The 20,373-nt window shown below is 54.4% G+C and carries 22 protein-coding genes; 4 read left to right on the forward strand and 18 right to left on the reverse strand.

Annotated features, from left to right (window positions below):
• Positions 1-11 precede the first annotated feature (11 nt).
• From AC5DB9_RS09020 to AC5DB9_RS09080, 13 genes are all read right to left on the reverse strand, one after another.
• Positions 12-851 carry a glycosyltransferase family 2 protein gene (locus tag AC5DB9_RS09020; protein WP_272992600.1) on the reverse strand — a complete coding sequence of 280 codons (840 nt, stop codon included), beginning with the start codon at positions 849-851 and terminating at the stop codon, positions 12-14.
• A gap of 21 nt (positions 852-872) precedes the next feature.
• Entirely contained in the window at positions 873-1,664 is a 792-nt protein-coding gene (locus AC5DB9_RS09025; RefSeq protein WP_272992598.1) for a glycosyltransferase family 2 protein, read from the reverse strand.
• On the reverse strand, positions 1,664-2,554 hold the full coding sequence (gene rfbD / locus AC5DB9_RS09030) for a dTDP-4-dehydrorhamnose reductase (RefSeq protein ID WP_272992597.1): 891 nt from the start codon (positions 2,552-2,554) through the stop codon (positions 1,664-1,666). Before rfbD ends, AC5DB9_RS09025 begins: the two co-directional genes overlap by 1 nt.
• Positions 2,551-3,108, reverse strand: coding sequence for a dTDP-4-dehydrorhamnose 3,5-epimerase (gene rfbC, locus AC5DB9_RS09035; protein ID WP_272992595.1), 558 nt, complete (start codon positions 3,106-3,108; stop codon positions 2,551-2,553). Before rfbC ends, rfbD begins: the two co-directional genes overlap by 4 nt.
• Positions 3,108-3,989, reverse strand: coding sequence for a glucose-1-phosphate thymidylyltransferase RfbA (rfbA, locus tag AC5DB9_RS09040; protein ID WP_272992594.1), 882 nt, complete (start codon positions 3,987-3,989; stop codon positions 3,108-3,110). Before rfbA ends, rfbC begins: the two co-directional genes overlap by 1 nt.
• A 78-nt stretch (positions 3,990-4,067) precedes the next feature.
• Positions 4,068-5,147, reverse strand: coding sequence for a dTDP-glucose 4,6-dehydratase (gene rfbB / locus AC5DB9_RS09045; protein WP_272992592.1), 1,080 nt, complete (start codon positions 5,145-5,147; stop codon positions 4,068-4,070).
• A gap of 12 nt (positions 5,148-5,159) precedes the next feature.
• The gene (locus tag AC5DB9_RS09050) at positions 5,160-6,092 is read right to left on the reverse strand and encodes a glycosyltransferase family 2 protein (RefSeq protein ID WP_272992590.1); all 933 of its coding nucleotides are present in this window, start codon (positions 6,090-6,092) and stop codon (positions 5,160-5,162) included.
• Positions 6,093-6,109: 17 nt separating this feature from the next.
• The gene (locus AC5DB9_RS09055; protein ID WP_272992586.1) at positions 6,110-7,159 is read right to left on the reverse strand and encodes a glycosyltransferase; all 1,050 of its coding nucleotides are present in this window, start codon (positions 7,157-7,159) and stop codon (positions 6,110-6,112) included.
• Positions 7,156-7,887 (reverse strand): YrbL family protein, encoded by a 732-nt coding sequence (locus tag AC5DB9_RS09060; protein ID WP_272992585.1) that lies wholly within the window; start codon positions 7,885-7,887, stop codon positions 7,156-7,158. The genes AC5DB9_RS09055 and AC5DB9_RS09060 overlap by 4 nt, the downstream gene beginning before the upstream one ends.
• On the reverse strand, positions 7,884-8,924 hold the full coding sequence (locus AC5DB9_RS09065) for a glycosyltransferase family protein (RefSeq protein ID WP_272992583.1): 1,041 nt from the start codon (positions 8,922-8,924) through the stop codon (positions 7,884-7,886). The genes AC5DB9_RS09060 and AC5DB9_RS09065 overlap by 4 nt, the downstream gene beginning before the upstream one ends.
• A gap of 91 nt (positions 8,925-9,015) precedes the next feature.
• The gene (locus AC5DB9_RS09070) at positions 9,016-10,158 is read right to left on the reverse strand and encodes a glycosyltransferase family 4 protein (protein ID WP_272992580.1); all 1,143 of its coding nucleotides are present in this window, start codon (positions 10,156-10,158) and stop codon (positions 9,016-9,018) included.
• Positions 10,155-11,072, reverse strand: a complete 918-nt coding sequence (locus AC5DB9_RS09075; protein WP_272992578.1) for a mitochondrial fission ELM1 family protein — start codon at positions 11,070-11,072, stop codon at positions 10,155-10,157. The genes AC5DB9_RS09070 and AC5DB9_RS09075 overlap by 4 nt, the downstream gene beginning before the upstream one ends.
• Positions 11,073-11,079: 7 nt before the next feature.
• Positions 11,080-11,973 (reverse strand): LpxL/LpxP family acyltransferase, encoded by an 894-nt coding sequence (locus AC5DB9_RS09080; RefSeq protein ID WP_272992575.1) that lies wholly within the window; start codon positions 11,971-11,973, stop codon positions 11,080-11,082.
• Between the two features lie 106 nt (positions 11,974-12,079).
• Between AC5DB9_RS09080 and AC5DB9_RS09085 the strand changes: the two genes are divergently transcribed.
• Together AC5DB9_RS09085 and rpsT are read left to right on the forward strand one after the other, a co-directional pair.
• Positions 12,080-12,454, forward strand: a complete 375-nt coding sequence (locus AC5DB9_RS09085) for a diacylglycerol kinase (RefSeq protein ID WP_414711325.1) — start codon at positions 12,080-12,082, stop codon at positions 12,452-12,454.
• Positions 12,455-12,585: 131 nt separating this feature from the next.
• The gene (gene rpsT / locus AC5DB9_RS09090; protein WP_022960568.1) at positions 12,586-12,858 is read left to right on the forward strand and encodes a 30S ribosomal protein S20; all 273 of its coding nucleotides are present in this window, start codon (positions 12,586-12,588) and stop codon (positions 12,856-12,858) included.
• Between the two features lie 72 nt (positions 12,859-12,930).
• On the opposite strand, the gene proB is transcribed toward rpsT, so the two are convergent.
• The 4 genes from proB to rplU form a co-directional block, all read right to left on the reverse strand.
• Positions 12,931-14,058 carry a glutamate 5-kinase gene (proB, locus tag AC5DB9_RS09095; RefSeq protein ID WP_022960567.1) on the reverse strand — a complete coding sequence of 376 codons (1,128 nt, stop codon included), beginning with the start codon at positions 14,056-14,058 and terminating at the stop codon, positions 12,931-12,933.
• A gap of 11 nt (positions 14,059-14,069) precedes the next feature.
• The gene (gene cgtA / locus AC5DB9_RS09100; protein ID WP_272992571.1) at positions 14,070-15,260 is read right to left on the reverse strand and encodes an Obg family GTPase CgtA; all 1,191 of its coding nucleotides are present in this window, start codon (positions 15,258-15,260) and stop codon (positions 14,070-14,072) included.
• A 104-nt stretch (positions 15,261-15,364) separates the two neighbouring features.
• The gene (gene rpmA / locus AC5DB9_RS09105) at positions 15,365-15,622 is read right to left on the reverse strand and encodes a 50S ribosomal protein L27 (RefSeq protein ID WP_022960565.1); all 258 of its coding nucleotides are present in this window, start codon (positions 15,620-15,622) and stop codon (positions 15,365-15,367) included.
• Between the two features lie 18 nt (positions 15,623-15,640).
• Positions 15,641-15,952: a 50S ribosomal protein L21 gene (gene rplU, locus AC5DB9_RS09110; RefSeq protein WP_022960564.1), complete on the reverse strand. Its 312-nt coding sequence runs from the start codon at positions 15,950-15,952 to the stop codon at positions 15,641-15,643.
• A gap of 284 nt (positions 15,953-16,236) precedes the next feature.
• Between rplU and AC5DB9_RS09115 the strand changes: the two genes are divergently transcribed.
• Together AC5DB9_RS09115 and pgi are read left to right on the forward strand one after the other, a co-directional pair.
• Positions 16,237-17,196, forward strand: coding sequence for a polyprenyl synthetase family protein (locus AC5DB9_RS09115; protein ID WP_022960563.1), 960 nt, complete (start codon positions 16,237-16,239; stop codon positions 17,194-17,196).
• A 111-nt stretch (positions 17,197-17,307) separates the two neighbouring features.
• On the forward strand, positions 17,308-18,945 hold the full coding sequence (gene pgi / locus AC5DB9_RS09120; protein WP_272992568.1) for a glucose-6-phosphate isomerase: 1,638 nt from the start codon (positions 17,308-17,310) through the stop codon (positions 18,943-18,945).
• A gap of 75 nt (positions 18,946-19,020) precedes the next feature.
• Here pgi and AC5DB9_RS09125 read toward each other — a convergent pair whose 3' ends face one another.
• A complete protein-coding gene (locus AC5DB9_RS09125) occupies positions 19,021-20,367 on the reverse strand; it encodes a phosphohexomutase domain-containing protein (protein WP_272992566.1) in 1,347 nt (448 codons plus the stop codon).
• Positions 20,368-20,373: the final 6 nt, after the last annotated feature.

Below are 20,373 nucleotides of genomic sequence, written 5' to 3' on the forward strand. Positions count from 1 at the left end.
AACCCCCAGAATCAACCATACTTTCGAACATGGGAATATATCTTCAACGACTCCCGAAGTCGCGAACAAGCAGGTATAAATCTAAAAAAAGATACAAGCCTAAAAGCGATGTACCTCGCCACTCCACTTCTATACTTCCGGTAAAGCTCAGGGTGATTAGAAATAATTTTTTTAATCATATCCACCTTTGTATCTTTGTTCATTTTATTTCTGCTCCCTTCTACGGGACGCCAAAACAAGAGAGGAGCCTCGATAAGAAAGAACCGCCTTCCATCTTCAACAAAATTCAACCAAAAATCCCAATCCTCAAGCCCTCCGGACATATCGTCACGATAACCTCCATACTGAACCCAACTCTCACGGCGGTATAACGCAGATACTGGAACACTATTTTTCACAAGAATTTCTGGGATAGTTACCGGCAAACTTTTTACAACATGCCGGCAATCAACGTCCCGAGAAAAGTAGCTATAAACAACATCCGCCTTTTCACGCAACATAGCCTCATACATCTTTTCAAGGCACTCGGCAGACATCACATCATCGGCATCCAAAGGGAAAATAAAGCGCCCTCTAGAATGTCTTATTGCATGATTTCGTGCCGCCACCACACCTTGATTGGGCTGAGACCAGTACCGAACCCTAGCATCTTCCTGAGCCAGCATCTCACATATTTTGCCGCTGCCGTCCGTAGAACCATCATTTACTACCAAAACCTCTATGGCTTGAAAAGTCTGCGACAAGGCCGAACGAACAGCCTCCTCCACATATTCTTCCTTATTATAAACAGGGACAACAACTGATATATCAGGCATAAAAAAATCGGTATTTTTTATCAAAACCAAATCCATGTTCAATTCGTCGCCGGCCACTCAAAACTTAACTGACGCAACACCTTTCAACTTTGCTCTTGCGCGACCGTATCGCCCAAAACCAAAGGTTACCAATGCAAAAATTAGTCGTCGCCAGTTTTTTAAAGCATACCTTCTTAAAAGCTGGCTTCCCTCAAAATGCTTCTTAACGAACAGCGCGTATGATCGACCCTTGTGGTAATTAATAAAATAATCAACCGATTTAGTTCGGCGCGTTGAGCCACCACCCACATGAGGAATGCTAACGTTATTGCAGCGAATAACTGCCAATCCATTATCATTAGCTCTCTTACAAAGATCAACGTCTTCCTCATACAGAAAAAATTGCTCATCGAAATAACCAACCTCATCCATCAAGGTCTTATCTAAAAGCAATACTGCCCCCACAAGCCAAGCAACCTTTTCTATTTTATTTTCAGTTTTTGAACTCAATGATGGCCCCGCAATCGCGGCGGAATATCTTTTCAACTCATATAACAAAGATTTAAATGCTTTCTCGGATAATTCCGTATCCGGATTCATAACTACAACATAGCGAGTAGTAGCAGCAGCTATACCAAGATTGCATGCCGCGCCAAAACCTATGTTCCCAGGGCTTTGCAACAACTCAACAACCCCTGTATAGCTAATTAATAATTCGACACTGCCATCCACACTGGCATTATCAACAACAATCCAGCGCGGCAAGGGCGTTTTTGCTGTGTCCAACAATGATTGAATATGTGGACCAAGCACTTCTACACTGTTATAGCTAACCGTGACCAGAGTCAATTGAGAAGCAAGATCTTCCATTAAAAAATTTCCTGCTGTTCTATCTTCTGTAACTGCTGAGTCAATGCATTTTTCCAATTACTAGCCGGAACTGAATAATGACGTACAAACCTCGTACTATCTAACACCGAGTAAGCTGGCCGTTCTGCTAATGAGGGATACTGATTAGAACTGATTTTTAGCAGCTGTGGCTGACGAGCCAAGACACCCAGCTCAACGGCCTTTCTGAATATCTCTACAGAAAAATCATGCCAGCTCAAATCATGGTCTCCACCATAGTGATAGAGACCATGATGAATCCTGTCTCCAGATTGTGCTTCACAAAGCGCACGGCACGCTATAGCGATATCGCCCGCGTAGGTGGGACACCCTATTTGGTCTGCGACCACACTCAATGAATCTCTTTCTCTACCCAAACGCAGCATCGTCTTCATAAAGTTGTTGCCGTATTCGCTGAATACCCATGTTGTACGCAGAATAATGTGCCTCTCACATAACCGCTGCACCAAAAGCTCTCCATCAAGCTTGGTCTTGCCATAGACGCTCTGAGGGTTCGTGGCATCGGTCTCTACATACGGAGTCATCTTTCGACCATCGAACACATAGTCGGTTGAAATATGAATCAGTAAGGCATCAATTTCTTCAGCTGCACGCGCTAAATTGCTTGGACCTAAGGTATTAATATGCGCCGCTAATTCTGGCTCCGTCTCAGCCTTATCAACGGCGGTATACGCCGCAGCATTGATAATCGCTTGGGGTCTAAGCGCTTTAATTATGCTCGACACCGCATCGGCATCGCCTATATCAAGCGCCGCATGGCCTAAGGCAATCAGCTCGTATTCGGATTTAATAAATAGGTCTTGCACACAGTGGCCTAACTGGCCATTGGCACCTGTCAGCAGCACTCTCATTCGCCGAGCTCCATACACATTGTTTGAAAGCTTGGCGCGGCGGCATCTTTGTCGGAAAGTTTGAAGGCATGCCCGTTTATTTCCGGCCAGGCAATAGCTAGATCTGGGTCATCCCAGCGCAGAGCCCCCTCATCTGAGGGATCATAGTAGGCGGTGCATTTGTACTCGAAGTCTGCCGTTTCACTCAGTACCAAAAACCCGTGAGCAAAGCCGGGCGGTACCCAAAACTGTCGGTGGTTTTCCTCAGACAATACTACACCTTCCCAAAGGCCAAAGGTGGATGAGCCTTTTCGGATATCGACGGCCACATCGAATACCTTCCCGCGCACCACTCTGACCAGCTTTCCCTGGGGATTAGTTCTTTGAAAATGCAAACCTCGAAGCACACCCACCTTCGAGCGAGAGTGATTATCTTGTACAAAAGGCTGGTCAATACCGACGGCATCACGATAGCGTTCCATTTGGAAGGTTTCCAAAAAGAAGCCTCGATCATCGCCAAATACTCTGGGTTCGATAATTACGCAGTCTCGCAATTTAGTCTGGACAACTTTCATTATTTATAGCCCTCTGCGACACGCTTTAGGTACTGACCATAGCCGGTCTTTTTCAATGCATCGGCCTGGGACATGAGGGTCTCTTGGCTGATCCAGCCTTGATGGAAGGCAATTTCTTCCAAACAGGCAACTTTCAAGCCCTGGCGATGCTCAACAGTTTGAACAAAGTGACCTGCCTCGAGTAAAGAATCATGGGTGCCGGTATCAAGCCAAGCAAAGCCACGCCCCAGTACCTGTACATTTAGTTTTCCGGCATCAAGATAGGCAGTATTCACATCCGTGATTTCCAGTTCTCCGCGCGGTGATGGCCGGACATTGCTCGCGATATCCACTACATCATTGTCGTAAAAGTACAGGCCCGTCACCGCATAATTCGATTTTGGCTGGGCGGGCTTTTCTTCAATGCTCAGGGCACGCCCCTCCCGATCAAAGTCCACTACACCAAAGCGCTCAGGATCTCGCACGTGGTAGCCGAAAACGGTAGCGCCTTCTTGTCGAGCCACTGAGGCTTTGAGTTTGTCACTAAAGTGCTGACCGTAAAAGATATTATCACCAAGCACGAGACTGACATTATCGTTGCCGATAAATTCAGCTCCGATAGTAAACGCTTGAGCTAGCCCGTCAGGGCTTGGCTGCTCTTCATAGCAAATATTGACTCCAAACAGGCTGCCGTCACCCAGTAAGCGCTGGAAACCACACAAGTCAGCCGGTGTGGAGATAACCAAAATATCGCGAATCCCCGACAACATCAGCACAGAAAGTGGGTAGTAAATCATCGGCTTGTCGTAAATGGGCAGCAGTTGCTTAGAAATCCCCATCGTTATCGGGTGCAAGCGGGTCCCAGAGCCGCCCGCAAGAATGATGCCTTTGTAAGGTTTCATGGGTGTCCTGTCGAGTTATTACTACTTCAATGCCTTAGTCTGCCGTTGCGGCCACTCGCGGTGATCAAAGGCACTCTGCTATACAGCTTCTCCTAACCGTGATAGCTGGTAATCACCAGATAATACGCGCCGCCACCAGGCCTCATTCTCGAGATACCACTGCACAGTTTTACGAAGACCACTATCAAAGGTTTCCTCAGGCGCCCAGCCCAAGTCACGCTCGATTTTCGATGCATCAATAGCATAACGGGCATCGTGGCCGGGACGATCAGTCACGAAGGTAATCAAACTGGCGAAGCCGCCCTCAAAACCACTAGCAAGAGAATGGGGGTTTTCGGGTGCTAACTCCTCTAGAAGGGAGCACAGAATTCTTACCACCTCGATATTTTGCTTTTCATTGCGTCCCCCAATATTGTAGGTATCACCCACCGTACCCTCGGTAACCACCTTTAACAAAGCCCGCGCATGGTCTTCTACATATAGCCAATCGCGAACCTGCTTGCCATTGCCATAAATCGGTAGTGGTTTACCGGCTAGAGCATTCAGAATCATATGCGGAATGAGCTTTTCCGGAAAATGATAGGGCCCGTAGTTATTCGAACAATTAGTGATCAACACCGGTAGACCGTAAGTCCGACACCACGCGCGCACGAGGTGGTCAGAGCTGGCTTTGCTGGCCGAATAAGGCGAACTGGGGGAGTAAGGGGTGGTTTCGAGGAATAGGTCGTCAGTTCCCGCGAGATCACCGTATACCTCATCGGTGGAGATATGATGAAAACGAAATGCTTGTTTGCGCGATTCATTGAGGCCACGCCAATAGTAGAGCGCCGCATCTAACAAGGTATAAGTGCCGACAATATTGGTTTGGATGAAGGCACCTGGGCCGGTAATAGAGCGGTCGACATGACTCTCTGCCGCCAAGTGCATAACCGCATCAGGCTGGTGTTCTGCGAACAAGCGCGCCATGGCCTCGCCATCACGGATGTCATCCTGGGCGAACACATAGCGCTCATCCATCAACTCGCTGGGGATCGATTCTAAGTTCCCAGCATAGGTCAACGCATCAATATTTACGACACTGTGATCAGTTTTGGCGAGAATATGTCGTATCACGGCGCTACCTATAAACCCCGCGCCACCGGTCACAAACAGCTTCATAACAATAGACCTTTAAGAATTCTCAGTCACTGCAATAGTCTTCCGCACTTGCTCTAGTAGCCGATATTCACCAAACACCGCGGCAATCTGCTGATCGTTACCATGCCTCGACCCTTTATTACGGCGTTTGAGCGACACCTCCTGACTACCAATAATCGTTGGATTACGCAGCACCCACTCGCCGTACTGGGCGAACACTCGGCACTCAGTGCCGCGTTTTAAACTCATTGCCTTCAACCAAACATCGTCAGCGCGCGGCGCTAAACGTTTAAACGCTGATTTGTTAGTAACTTCTGGGTCAAGGCAGCCGGGAAAGTACAATACCCCCCCTACTCCGGTTGGCATAATTAGTAGCGATGACTCTGGCTCGTTACTGTGCCGCCACCATTGTTTATAGGGAAGTAAATCACCGTTTTTATCTACTGCAATACGATGCGCACGTCCACAGTGAATCTTATTTGGCTCAAGCAAGTGAGCGATATACAACTGATCCAGCAAGTCCAACGGGTAAAGAATGTCATCATCAACTGTGACTAACAGCGCATCAGGATAGCGCTCTAGGGCGTAGTAGAACTTGGTGTAAGGGCCTAAATCTTCGGGAACAAAATGAATTTCTAAACCACGCTCACGCTGCTTTTTCAATACTGCTGGCAAACTTTCCTCATTAAACTCGTCAGCAGACAGCCACAAAACGACCTTATCTGCCTTCAGAGATTGCTGGAATAAGCTTTCTACCGTTAGAAAAACATCGTGAATACGCTGCCCAAAACTTGTGAGAGAGACGACCATAGGTCGCTCCTTACCACCAGCCACACCATGGCTTTCGCAATTGAGCGCGCTGTATTGATACTGCACCGTGAGGGCATTGACACGTCTATCGACTGAATTTTTAAGCCACGTTTTATACTGCTTGTGGCGGCGCTTTTCTCGAAGTTTCCTCAGCATAGTCCCATCTCAGCTAATCAGGCTTTAGCACCCGCTGCTATTGTCTCGTAAAAGTTCATATATGCGTCGACGATAACTTGGCGACTATAAGTGAGTTTGTAAACCTCGGCAGCATTCCCGACCAGGCGCTGGCGCAGCACAGGATCCGTAATCACCAACCTGAGCGCGTCGACCAGCTGCGGCACGTCATCAATATCAGTCAGTAAGCCGGTTTTCTCGTTCTCGATTACTTCTCCCGGCCCCTGGGAGCGAGTGGCGATAATCGGGCAGCGATGAGCGAAAGATTCCATCACGATGGAGCCTAGCCCCTCATGGCGAGAGGGACAGACAAAGGCATCCACGCTACGCATCAAGGCGGTGACATCGTTGCGCCATCCCAAAAAGCGAACCCGCTGGTCGAGACCGAGTTCCGTACACAGCGATTTCAGTGATTGCTCTTCCGGACCGCTGCCCGCCAGCCACAGAAACGCATCGGGTACATCGACTAGGGCACGCAGCAAGGTGTCAAAACCCTTGTTCACATGTAAACGCCCCGCTGCCAGCAGCAGGGGCACATCGGCCGGCGTGTTGAAACTGTCTCGGGGGAGCGGCTCGACAGGGGTTTCATCGGCAAAGTTGGGAATATGCACCACGCGATCTTCGGGCATGCCGCCCTCAATCAGGTGGCGGCAAATGCCTTTGCTGATGCCCACCCAGTAATCGGCCTGCTGATAGTATTTAAGCTTGTAGTAATGCCCCAGCCGGTTGACCAGCACATAGTCGCCCTTGGGCGTGGCGGCACTGGCGCGCCCCATCCAGGTCATTACCACGTCGGGCTTGAACTTGTTTAGCCGGCGGCGATAAACCCAGCTGTCATAGAAATCGAATTGTCCGCCAAAGCGAAAGCCCTCGGCATTAACGCCCTGACGCTGCAGGCTTTCCAAGCGGTGAGCATGGCGGCGAATAAACGCGCGCTCGTCAATCTGACCCGACGCTTGAAGCGCAACGCTCAAACGCACAAAGAAGTTTTCAGCACCGCCGTGCTCGGCACCGGCGAGTACCTGCGCGATACGCAGTTTATCGCTCATGACTGTTGTTCCTTACAGGGCGGCGCAACGCGGTCATCAACGCCGTTGTGATATAACAAACCGTGCTCGCCGGGAAACTGTTCATGCTTGCGAGTTTCCAGCAAGGTGGCGATTCGGTGGTGAAAGTTGTCGACTTTGCGTTGGGTTTTACTGCGCTGCAGCCAAACCGGCTGCCAGTGCATAGGAATCAGGTTGCCGCTTCCCAGTCCGTCGATCACCACTAGCCGCTGAATCGCCTCTTCACCACCGCGGTACGCCCTTTGCACCACCACGTTGTGAACAAGAATATCCCGCGAGGGCACACAGTAGCGCAGCCAGTGCTCGCAGAGCTGGTTTACGGCCCGCTGGCAGTCCTCGCTGTAGCCGCGCTCCCACACGTATTGTTTGAGGGTAATGGAGATACGCCCATCGCTGTCGCGAATCAGTTCTGACGCCAAGCCGCGCCCCATATCGGTGTCGACAAAACCGTAACAGCGACTGACGTGGTCGAAAATGCCCTCGGGGTAGTGCTGCTGAAAACTGCGCATCACCCGATACTCTTCAAGACTGTCGTCGAAGCTGGACAGGGGTTTCAGGTTTTTGGGAAAGCCTTTTTTGCGCCGAAGATCTTCGAGACTGAAATCAGGACGACGCACTTTGATGCAACGCTTAGCATCACCGGGATCGACAAAACAAAGTCGATTACCGCCACGAGCAAACGGCTTTTCTACACTCAAGGAAATGGTCATTTTAGCGATCCATCTGCATGAATGTCTCTCGCCCATACATAATCATGATCAAACGACTGTTCAAAGGTTGCCTGGAGAATGAATCGTGAATACAAACTGGAATTCATTTCGCTGTGGAAAAATTCCCTGCAACGAGACGCCCATTCACGCCTCATCGCGTCATCTGCGGCAAAGTTTCGCACTTTGACAAGGAGGTCATCTTTATCCCGAAAATATACAGCGGAACGTTCCGGCAGCAGCTCATCAAATCGGGTCGCTTCGTGGGTAAAAAACAGGACTCCATTTCCCGCCAACTGGGCCATACGATCAGAGGAATACCAGTAATCGCAATCCTGCCTATTCAGGTTTAAGGCCATTTTGGTACGCGCAAGAACGCGATCATAATCACGCCCCCAAACGGGCGACTCACCAAAACAGCCGTAAGTTTTAAAATTCAGACTACTACCCAATTGATTTTTAAGAAGCTCGAGTAACTCATAGCGATGTGTATGGCTAGTCGCATTACCACAAAATAAAAGATCGATATCAAGGTCACTGCGAACCGAGTTATCCAAAACTTCGACGCTCGCGTCTACGGGATTGGGAATATGATATATCCTGGCACCCAACCCCTCAAATTGCTTCAGATCACGACGACCAGTCGTCACGAACACCGCGTCCACCAGTTTCGCGTAGCGGCGTATTCTCTCAACATTACTCGGTACAAAAAGGGGATCACAATTGCAATGGATTATGCGGCTACTAGGGTGCTTGCTACGCATCTCCAAGAGCGTTTTGTCACTCACAATATCTGAGTGGCCGATAATAATCAGATCAGGGTCAAAGGCTTCACTGACCAACAATAGCTTTTTATTGGCTTTACTGTAACCTAATTCACGTATACCAAGCGGCGCTTCAAATGCCGCCACATCTCGGTCGCTAAAAGTATGCACATAGTGATCATTACGTATCAGACCAAAATTCAACTTTTCAGCCCAACTTACGCGGCGCGGGCCATAGCTTCGCAACCGCTGGTAGGCAACGTGTAATACTCTCATTGGTTTCTCGCAGTTTACGGCGTCGGCGCCCGGCTCAGGCCGCCGACTATATCATTGCCACCCAGACTCGTCAGGCGAGGAGAACGGCTTATCAAACACATTGGCCAAGCAGCCGATAGTACACATTGAGCGTACTTTGCACCTGCTGATCCAGGTAGTACTCGGGCGGCAGCTGAATATGGTTATCGGCATCCAGCAAGTCAGCGACCCGCGCAGCAAAGCCCACCACATCATCGGGGGGCACGAGCCCCTGGGGAAAACCCGCGTTCAGCGACTCGCTGGCGCCACCGCGGTCATAGGCCACCACCGGCGTACCAGAAGCCAGCGACTCGGGTACTGTGCGACCAAAGGGCTCTTCCTTGTTAGACATGTGGCAGGTTACTGATGCCAGGCGGTAAAACTGAGCGATATCGCTGCGGTGTCCCACAAAGCTTACCGTGTCTTCCAGCCCCAGTTCGCGGCGCTGATCCAGCAATTGCTGCAAGTAGTGCTGCTTGCCCGGCTCGGCATCGCCCACCACCACACCGTGACAATCGGGACGAAGGCGCAGCAGCTGCACCATCATACTCAGAAACGCCTCCTGACCCTTCCATCGCGACAGGCGGCCGGGCATTAAAATCAGCGTTTTACCCTCCAGCTCCGGGTACTGGCGATACAGCTCCCGGCTCCAGTCTCCGATGTCGCCATGCGCGGCAAACGCACTGGCATCCAGCCCGCGGGGCACCAGGGTAATCTTGGATTCCGGCAGGCGATAATTGTCCATCATGTAGCGCTTTACACACTGGGAAATGGCAATACAGTGCTCGGCCTTCGCCATGATGGCGCTGTAGGCGTTGACGGAATACATGCCGTGGAACGTGCTCACCAGCCGGGGCTGATCCGTTGACGGCAGCTTGCGCCAGGCCAGCCAGGTAAGCCAGGCGGGTACGCGTGAACGCACATGTAGCACGTCGGCATCCAGCGACGCTAACAAGCGCCGCAGGGGGCGAACCTGCCAGAGGGAGACCAGCGATTTGCGGTGTATGGGCAGTTCGATATGGCGACTGCCCTCGGCAAGCAGTTGATCGACCATTCGACCACCATTGGAGATCACGATCGACTCGTGCCCCAGGCGAACCAGTTCGCGGGCAAACTCCACCGTGCCGCGCTCAACACCGCCGGCATTTAAGGCGGGCAACAGCTGCACCACACGCAGCGGCCGCGCATTGGCAAGGGATTGCTGATCGGCACTCATGAACCGGACTCCGTACGTTCCAACAACCACTCGGCGGCGCGGTCGGCCTCCCACAGTGGCTGCGATGGTGGCGGCAAGGCCTGAGTCACATCGCTGCGCTCAAATGCTGTTGCCAAGCCCTTGTCGATCACCTGCTGCATGCTCCGCGTGACCCGGGAATCGCGCAGGCAATCGAGCTGCAACAGCCCCGTGGGCGCGCCAGAGGTAATGCATTCATACACCATTGACACACTGTCGCGACTCACCCAAACCTGCCCCACTTCGGCCAACTGGCCGGGCAACCAGCCGGCACCGCAGTCGCTGTAGGGGATAATCGTCATATTATCGCAAGGCAGCGCTCGCAGTTTATCGAGCAATTCCGCGGAGCTGCGCGGGGAATCACTGACGCGCCAGTGCACGCCGGGCTGCGCGTCGATAATGGCTTGCAGCTGCGCAACAATGGCCGCGCTATCCCAGGCAAAGTGCTTGTTGGTTCCCCCCAATAACACCAAACCCAGATCGCCGAAGCGCTCGTCCGCTTTTGGCGTCATGGTATTGAGCACGCCCTGACTAACGAGCACGCTGGGCCGCTGAGGCGGCGCATCGTGGGCGGGAATTATCGCCGCATCGAACCAGGCCAGGGGCAGGCTGGGCTTCATCAGCACCAGCGACCGAGCCCCGCAAAACCGGCTTGTCCACAGCAACGGAAGATGACAGCGACTCCCCGCCGCAATCACCCAGTCGGGCGATCGCTCAGCGGCAAACTGCACGAGCAAGTTGCGCCGCCCGGTCTTTTTGAACGCCTGCTGGGAAATGTCTAGCCAGTGCACCTCACAGGGCCGCTTGGCTTCGAGGCGCGCCACCAAACCACGCAATTGATTGAGATGGCCCAGCCGGCCATCGGTGATTACCCAAAGGCGCAACACATCCCGCATAGACGCCTCAGTAAACCTTTTCAGCGCCGATAGGGCGCGTTTTAAACCGGCGGTGCACCCACATGTACTGCTCGGGAGCGCGGCGAATATTCTTTTCCACCAGCGCCATCACCGCCTGGGCATCGCGGGTCGGATCATCACTCGGAATCTCTGCCAGGGGGATAAACTCCAAACGAATCCGGCGGCCGCGGTCCAGTCGTTGCTGATCGACAAATACCACCTGCGCACGCCCACTTTTAGCCAGCGTTGTCGTTGCCAATGTGGTTGCCGCCGGCACACCGAAGAACGACACGAAATCAGCCGACTTGCGTCCGTAATCCTGATCGGGCAGGTAGAAAAGACGGTGCCCCTGACGAAGCCGCTTCAGCGCGCGCTTGAAGTCACGCCGATGAATAGGCTCCCCATATCGCCCCCGCGCCCGACTCATCAACCATTCCAGCACCGGGTTTTTCTGGCGACGGTAGAAGGAATCGGACGGAAACCGCTGGCCCAGCAGGGCTCCGCCGACATCGATCGATGTAAAGTGGGAACCCAGCACAATCACACCGCCTTCGGCCTCATCCAGATAGCGCTCACCGACCAGCTCCAGCGTCACACCCAGTCGCTCAACAGGTGTAAACCAGGTGCGCAGCGTTTCCATCAGACCAATGCCCTGGTTGCGCATGGTCTGCTTCAGCAAGGCACGTCGCTCGACCTCACCCAGCTCAGGAAAGCACAACGCCAGATTCGTTGCCGCGATATGTCGGCGGCGACCCGCAAAACGGTAAAACAGATCTCCCAGAAAGCAGCCGATCAAGTAGTTGGCGCGCTGCGGCAACGTTGCCAGCACAAACATGCACACAACGCCCAGCCAGGTTGGCCAGTAACGCGGGTGAAGGAGTTGTCGCGGAATTGTCATCATCCTGCTACTAAACTGTGGTATCCGAAGGTCTTTACGTATTGACCGTCAAAAGATCGGCATTGTACACCTATTGTCGGCCGAGCCTGCGAGGAGCAGTGAAATTACCATGATGAATAAACCGGGCCGCACCGGCCTGTGGCGCATACTGGATGCCACCCGCTACTCACAAAAGGGGTTGCGGGCCGCGTGGCAGCACGAAGAAGCCTTCCGGCAGGAGTGCACGCTGGCCGCACTGATGCTGCCATTGGCCTTCTGGCTCGGCAACACGGCATTGGAACGCAGCGTACTGATCATCCCTGTGTTGCTGGTAGTGATTGTAGAACTGATCAACTCGGCTATTGAAGCCGCCATCGACCGCATTGGCCCGGATCGCCACCCACTGTCAGGCCAGGCCAAGGATATCGGCTCAGCAGCCGTATTTATCAGCCTGCTGCTGTGCGCCACCGTATGGGGAATGCTGATTATTGAGCGACTGCGCTGAACTGCGCCCCACACCCTCTGAAAAGCGCAACAAAAGCGGGCGGAAGCAGCGATACCTCTTGACATGCCGCCCCCGAAACTGAATAATCCACCGCCTAAATTTTCAGCGCATGTTCTAGAGGAGTAATCAGGGTGGCAAATTCCCCGCAAGCAAAGAAACGCGCAAGTCAGGCGGAGAAACGTCGCACTCATAACGCCAGTCTGCGCTCAATGGTTCGCACCTACTTGAAGAAAGTCGTAGCGGCAATCGAGTCTGGCGACCAAGAAGCCGCTAAAGCAGCCTACGCTGCTGCCGTGCCGGTTCTGGATCGCACCGCCGATAAAGGCATTTTCCACAAAAACAAGGCAGCACGTCATAAGAGCCGCCTGAATGCCCGCATCAAGGCGATGGGCGAAGCGGCGTAATTCAACGCTCTTCGACCTCCATAAAAAAACCCGCTTGAAGCGGGTTTTTTTATGTCTGCCAATAGCCCAAGCCTAAAACACCACCATATTGTCGCGATGGATCAGCTCAGGCTCCGCGAGATAACCCAGCACATCCGCAATCTCGGCACTGGCCCTACCGGCAATTTTTTGCACTTCTGCCGCACGGTAGTTGACCAAGCCCCGAGACACCTCATGCCCCTCGGGGTCAACACAACTGACCAGATCACCGCGTTCGAACTGCCCCTGAACAGCGGTTACGCCAACGGCCAGCAAACTGCGACCCTGCTGGCGCAACACCCTTGCCGCCCCCGCATCCACATGCAGCGTTCCACGCAGTCGTAACTGCCCCGCCAACCAGTTCTTGCGAGCCGTCATCGGCGCCTCTCGCGCCATCAACAAGGTGCCCAGCACCTCAGCCGCCATCACGCGAGTCAGCACATCCGGCTCGCGTCCGCCGACAATCAGCGTATCCGCACCCGCCCGCGCCGCCAGCCGCGCCGCACGCAATTTAGTCTGCATACCGCCGCGACCGAGACTACCCGCACTGCCTCCCACCATGGCATCAAGCTTGCCGTCCACCGCATCGGCCTCGACCACCAACTCCGCATTTGGATCATGGCGCGGATCACTGCTAAACAAGCCTTTCTGGTCTGTGAGAATGATCAGCGCATCTGCATCGATAAGGCCGGCCACCAGCGCAGCAAGGGTATCGTTATCGCCAAAACGGATTTCATCCGTCACCACGCTGTCGTTCTCATTCACGATAGGCAGCACTGACAGATCAAGCAGAGTAAGCAGGGTATTGCGCGCATTCAGATAGCGGTCGCGCGCGGAAATATCATCGTGGCCGAGCAGGATCTGTGCGGTATGCAGGCCGTGTTTACGGAAGCGCGTTTCGTAGGCCTGCACCAGCCCCATCTGACCCACGGCTGCCGCCGCCTGTAATTGATGCAGCTCTTCCGGCCGGCTGGTCCAGCCAAGCCGCGTCATCCCCTCGGCGACCGCCCCCGACGATACCAGCACAATCTCACAACCACGCTGGCGCAGCGCTGCCAATTGAGCGACCCAGCCATCCAGCCCTTCGACATGCAGCCCCTGACCATCATTGGTCAACAATGCCGATCCGATTTTCACCACGATACGCCGCGCAGCCGCGAGGCGCTGACGACTGTCTGTCACGCTAATCCGCCTTAAGGTTGGTACACCACTTCAACATCGAAATCATCGTCATCGCTATCGTCGTCATCGCCACCCAAGCGACGCGCGCGGCGCTCAGCATGCAGCGCCGCAATACGATCGCGCGCCTCCTGCTGCATCGCCTCCTGCAAGCGATTCTCTTCCTCGGCCGCCTCGGGGTCGTCAGCCAATCGCTGCTGCTCCGCCTCGACAAAAGTCAAAATGTCCTGACAAAGGCGCTCGGTATTCGTGGCAGAGATAGCTGCCACCTTATAAACCGGCCCCGCCCAACTGAGATTATCGACCAGCGCCTGACAACGCGCATCGCGCTCGTCTTCAGGCAGCAGGTCCACCTTATTCAGCACCAACCAGCGCTCGCGCCCGGCCAAAATGGGGCTAAAGCGCTCCAGCTCTTCGGCGATAATTTCCACAGCCTCTTCAGGCATACTGCCGTCGTAGGGCGCCATATCGACGATATGCAGCAACAGGCGAGTACGCGTTAAGTGCTTGAGGAAACGAATCCCCAGACCTGCACCCTCGGCCGCCCCTTCGACCAAACCAGGAATATCAGCCACCACAAAGCTCCGGTGCGCCTGAACACGCACCACACCGAGATTTGGAACGAGCGTGGTAAAGGGGTAATCCGCCACCTTGGGCTTGGCCGCCGACACCGCGCGAATGAAGGTCGACTTACCGGCATTGGGCATGCCCAGCAGCCCCACATCTGCCAATACCTTCAGTTCCAGGCGCAAGGTGCGCTGCTCACCGTCGCTGCCGCGAGTAAACTGACGGGGGGCACGATTGGTACTGGACTTGAAGCGGGTATTACCCAGACCGTGAAAACCGCCCTGAGCCACCTTGAGTTCATCACCTGACGAGACCAGGTCTCCCAGCACTTCGCGGGTATCCTCGTCGATAATGGTCGTCCCCACTGGCACCACCAACAGCAGATCCTCGCCGCTTTTCCCGCGACAGTTGCCACCGCGCCCCGGCTCGCCCGACTGCGCCTGATAGTGCTTGACGAAGCGATAGTCCACCAGCGTGTTGGCCGCATCGTCAGCACGCAAAATCACGCTGCCGCCATCGCCACCATCGCCGCCATCAGGACCACCTTTGGGGATGTATTTTTCACGGCGAAAACTCAGGCACCCGTTGCCTCCGCGCCCCGCGGCGACGCGGATAACCGCTTCATCGACAAATTTCATAACCGCTTGACCTCAGTGAGCGCCTGAAAACGCCATTAACGCTGTGTACAGAAACAAAAAAGCCCCGTCAACCGACAGGGCTTTTCGAACCGGAAGACCGACAATCAGGCAGCGACGATGCTGACGTATTTGCGGTTTTTCGGGCCCTTCACTTCGAACTTCACTACGCCGTCGGCTTTCGCGAACAGGGTGTGGTCGGTGCCACAACCTACGTTCTCACCCGCGTGGAATTTGGTGCCGCGCTGACGAACGATGATGCTGCCCGCGCTAACTTGCTGACCGCCGTAGCGCTTGACGCCAAGGCGTTTACTTTCGGAATCGCGCCCGTTACGGGTACTACCACCAGCTTTCTTGTGAGCCATGAGTTTCTCCTCGAATCCTTAGCCGCTGATACCAGTGATTTTCACTTCGGTGAACCACTGGCGGTGACCGGCCTGTTTCATGCTGTGCTTGCGACGGCGAAACTTAACAATTTTCACCTTGTCGTGACGGCCCTGAGAAACAACCTCTGCAGTCACTTTGCCACCCTCAACGTAGGGAGCACCAATTTTCAGTTCTTCGCCACTCTTAACCATGAGCACCTTGTCGAAGGTAACGGTTTCACCAGTAGCGACTTCGATTTTTTCCAGCTTGAGGGTTTCACCCTCAACAACGCGGTGTTGCTTACCACCACTTTCAATAACTGCGTACATGAGCATTTTCTCCAAGAGCCTGCTTGCAATGCATTTGTGTGTTTGGCCACCAACTGACGCTGGCGGGACAAGTCCAGGCACCGAAACCACCGAAGCCGTTGTTGCAAGTTGTTGCAAGTTGTTGCGAACAGCTACCGCAGCCGGTTTTGCTTTCAGGGGCGCGAATTTTACTGAGGATGCGGCACAAACACAAGGCCTTTATCCCTTAATGGGCCAGCGGCTTGACAGGCTCCGCCCCCAACCCTACGATGCCAGCCGATTCCACCGCCTCAAGTCCAGAATTCATGCAGCACATCCGCCAGGTCGTCGACGGTGAGTTTGCGTCGGTCAACGACTTCATCGTCGAGCAATTGCACTCCAGAGTTACTCTGGTTGAAAACATCGGCCACTATATTATCGAGGCGGGCGGCAAGCGCCTGCGCCCATTGCTCAGCCTGCTGAGTGCGGGGTCACTGGGCGAGATCCGGCACGACCATATCCGCCTCGCGGCGGTTATCGAGTTCATTCATACCGCTACGCTGCTGCACGACGATGTTGTCGACCTGTCCGCCTTGCGCCGGGGACGCCCCACCGCGAATGCCGAGTTCGGCAACGCCCCCAGCGTACTGGTTGGCGACTTCCTTTATTCACGTGCATTTCAGGTACTGGTCGCCATTGGCAATATGCCGTTGATGGCGCTGCTGTCGGATACCACCAATACCGTGGCCGAAGGCGAAGTCCTGCAGCTCAGCCGAGCGGGCAATGCCGACACCGACGAAGCCACCTACTTCCAGGTGATCCACAGCAAAACTGCCGTACTTTTCGCAGCCGCTTGCGCCGGATCTGCACTGCTTTCCGATTCCGACGAACAGCGACAAGCCCTTTACGATTACGGGTTGAATCTGGGCATTGCCTTCCAGGTTGTGGACGACATTCTCGACTATGAAGGCGATCCCGCGGAAACCGGCAAAAACGTTGGCGACGACCTGGCCGAAGGCAAACCGACACTACCGCTGATTTACGTGCTGAATAACGGCTCTGCCGAACAGCGGAAATTGGTCGAAAACGCTATCTCCAATAAGTCTGCCGAGCAGCTCAACGACATTGTCGCCCTTGTTCAAGGCAGCGGCGCGCTGGATTATTGCCGAGAGCGTGCACGCCACTACAGCGACCTCGCCAAGACAGCGCTAAGCAAACTCCCCCCCTCTGAGTACCGCGACGCCATGGCAGCCCTTATCGACCTCGCACTGGAGCGCCGAAGCTAAAAGCTGCCGCCACGATCACAGAACGGTACACATTTTGCGTTATGCTTGGCGCGGCATTGTTCTGCCAAGCCAAACGCAGCACCTGCCCAAGGATGAATCAGGAGAGGACACGTGGTATCTAACTTGCCGAACGGCAACCAGCAAAGCGAGGCATGGCAAGCCCTTGCCGAACTGCAGAAAACACAAGCATCGATCCCGCTGAGCCAACGCTTCGCCGACGATAAAGATCGCGCCAAGCGATTTAGCCAGGAACTCGGCCCGCTGTTTATCGACTTCAGCAAGCAGCACCTCAGCGACGAAATCATGCGGACACTGCAGGCCCTGGCGTCCGCACAGGGGCTCAGCGAAAAGCTGACAGCAATGCACCAAAACGAGGCAGCGAACAATACCGAGGGTCGCAGCGCCAATTACCGCTCACTACGAGGCTGGGCAGGCGAAGCCCCCTGCGATGACTCCGCGATCGACGCCATGTACCGCCACATGGAACAACTGGCAGAGGGACTGCGCAGCGGAGACATCAAGAGCGCGACAGGCGCGTCGTTTACACATATCGTCAATATCGGCATTGGCGGCTCGGATTTTGGCCCGCGCCTGTTTACAGAAGCCTTGCAGGAACATTGTAAAAGCGCCTTCAGCGTCCACTTTCTCGCCAATATCGACCCGAGCTGCGCCGCACAACTTCTCGCCACCCTGCCACCCGAGAGCACCCTGTTTATCATCGCTTCCAAGTCCTTCGGCACACAGGAAACGCTCGCCAATGCAGCCGCGGCCAGAGAATGGCTGCAACAAGCTCTGCCCGGCAAAGAGATTCATGATCACTTTATTGCCGTTACCTCAAAACCCGCCTCCGCCGCCGCACTGGGCGTTCCTCAGGAGCGCATTCTGTCGGTTCCAGAGTGGGTCGGCGGGCGCTTTTCTGTCTGGTCTGGATTTGGCTTGGCCGTCGCCGCAAACTATGGATGGACAACATTCTGCGACATTCTTCGCGGCGGCTTCGAGGTCGACGAACACGTGGCTAACAGCCCGATGGACGCCAATATACCCGTCACCCTCGCCCTACTGGACGTCTGGTATCGGGACTACTGGGGCTTCAGTTCGCAAACTGTTTTACCCTACTGCCATCGCCTGAAAGAGCTTCCGGACTACCTGCAGCAACTGTTCATGGAAAGCGCAGGAAAATCCGTTGACCGCGAGGGCCGCGACATTCAGCGCCCCAGCGGAGGCGTAATCTGGGGAAGTGAAGGCACCAACGGGCAACACTCCTTCCATCAGCTATTGCATCAGGGCAGCGACGTTATTCCCTGCGACTTTATCGCGGTTCTGCAGGCCGAGCAGCCTCTTGCGGAACAACAGCAGGCCTTGCTGGCAAACTGCTTCGCGCAAAGTCTGGCGCTGATGAACGGCAAAAGTGCAGCGGCAATTGAGCAGGAGCTGATTGTCGCCGGAGAAGCGCCAAACACCGCCGCGGAGCTGGCTCGCCACAAAGCCATGCCCGGCAACCGACCCAGCACAACCATTCTCATAGACTCTCTTACACCTCGCGCACTGGGCGCACTGGTAGCGCTGTACGAATATCGCCTGATCTGTGCCAGCTTTCTGTGGAATATCAACCCCTTCGACCAGTGGGGCGTCGAGCTTGGCAAAGAGATCAGTCGCCAGCTACTAGGAGCCTTGAACGGTGAATCAAGCGGCGAACTGGACAGCTCAACCGCGCAACTGCTTGCGCGCGCGCGCCGTGCCCTGAAGTAACGCCCACGCCGACCTCAAATAAAAAGCCGGCAGCGCCTTCACGCTGCCGGCTTTTTATTTACAACTTCGACAGACTCAGAGTTGCGCCAGCAGCTCTTCGGTCTTGCCCTGCATCAAGCCCACATCACCGTCGCCTTCCACATTGAGCCGAACCACAGGCTCGGTGTTGGACATGCGCACATTGAAACGCCAGCCGTCAAAACTCATGCTGAGCCCGTCGGTATGATCCACGGCAATTGCGGCATCGGCGTAACGCGCCTCAATAGCCGCAATGCTGGCCTTGGCGTCACTCACCTCACGGTTGATCTCACCGCTACATGGAAACTTGGCTACGCGCTCCTCCACCAGTGAAGACAGCGATGCCGATTTCACCGACATCAATTGCGTAACCAGCAGCCAGGGGATCATGCCACTGTCGCAGTAAGCAAAGTCGCGGAAGTAATGGTGGGCACTCATCTCGCCACCGTACACCGCATTTTCCTTGCGCATACGCTCTTTGATGAAGGCGTGGCCCGTTTTGCTCTGCACCGCCTCGCCACCGCTGGCCTGCACGATATCAATGGTGTTCCACGTCAGGCGAGGGTCGTGAACGATCTTCTCTCCGGGAGAGTTCAACAGAAAGGTTTCTGCCAGCAGACCCACCACATAGTAGCCTTCGATAAAATCGCCAGTCTCGTCAAAGAAGAAACAGCGGTCGAAGTCACCATCCCAAGCGATCCCCACGTCGGCACTATTGGCTTTAATTGCATCGATCGTTGGCTGGCGGTTTTCCACCAACAGGGGATTGGGAACACCATTAGGGAAATTGCCATCCGCCTCATGATGGACACGAATAAATTCGAAAGGCAGATGCGGCTCGAGCAAATCAACAACACGCCCCGCCCCGCCATTACCGGCGTTAACCACAATTTTCAGGGGCTTCAGCGACGACACATCCACATAGCCGAGCAAATGCTCAACGTAGGCCGCACTGGTATCCAACGCTTCCAGCTTACCGCGCTCAGCAGCCGGCGCCGCAAACGTATTGCGCTCGGCCAGTGCTTTGATATCCAGCAGACCCGTATCACCACTAATGGGCTTGGAGCCCTCGCGCACGAATTTCATGCCATTGTAGTCTTTGGGGTTGTGGCTCGCAGTAACAGCAATGCCGCCATCCATGTCGGCGTGGGACGTCGCGAAGTAAATTTCCTCGGTCCCGCAAAGGCCGATATCATAAACATCTACCCCCGCGTCACGCAGGCCGTCACTCAGCGCGCCTTTGATGGCTTCACTGCTAAGGCGAATATCGTGCCCCACTACGACCTTTTTCGGCTGAATCACCTCCGCGAAGGCGCGACCAATACGGTATGCAATGTCTTCATTTAACTGGTCGGGAATACGCCCACGCACGTCGTAGGCTTTAAAACAGCTTAATTCCTGCATAAGTAC

It is taken from the genome of Spongiibacter sp. (assembly GCF_984394615.1).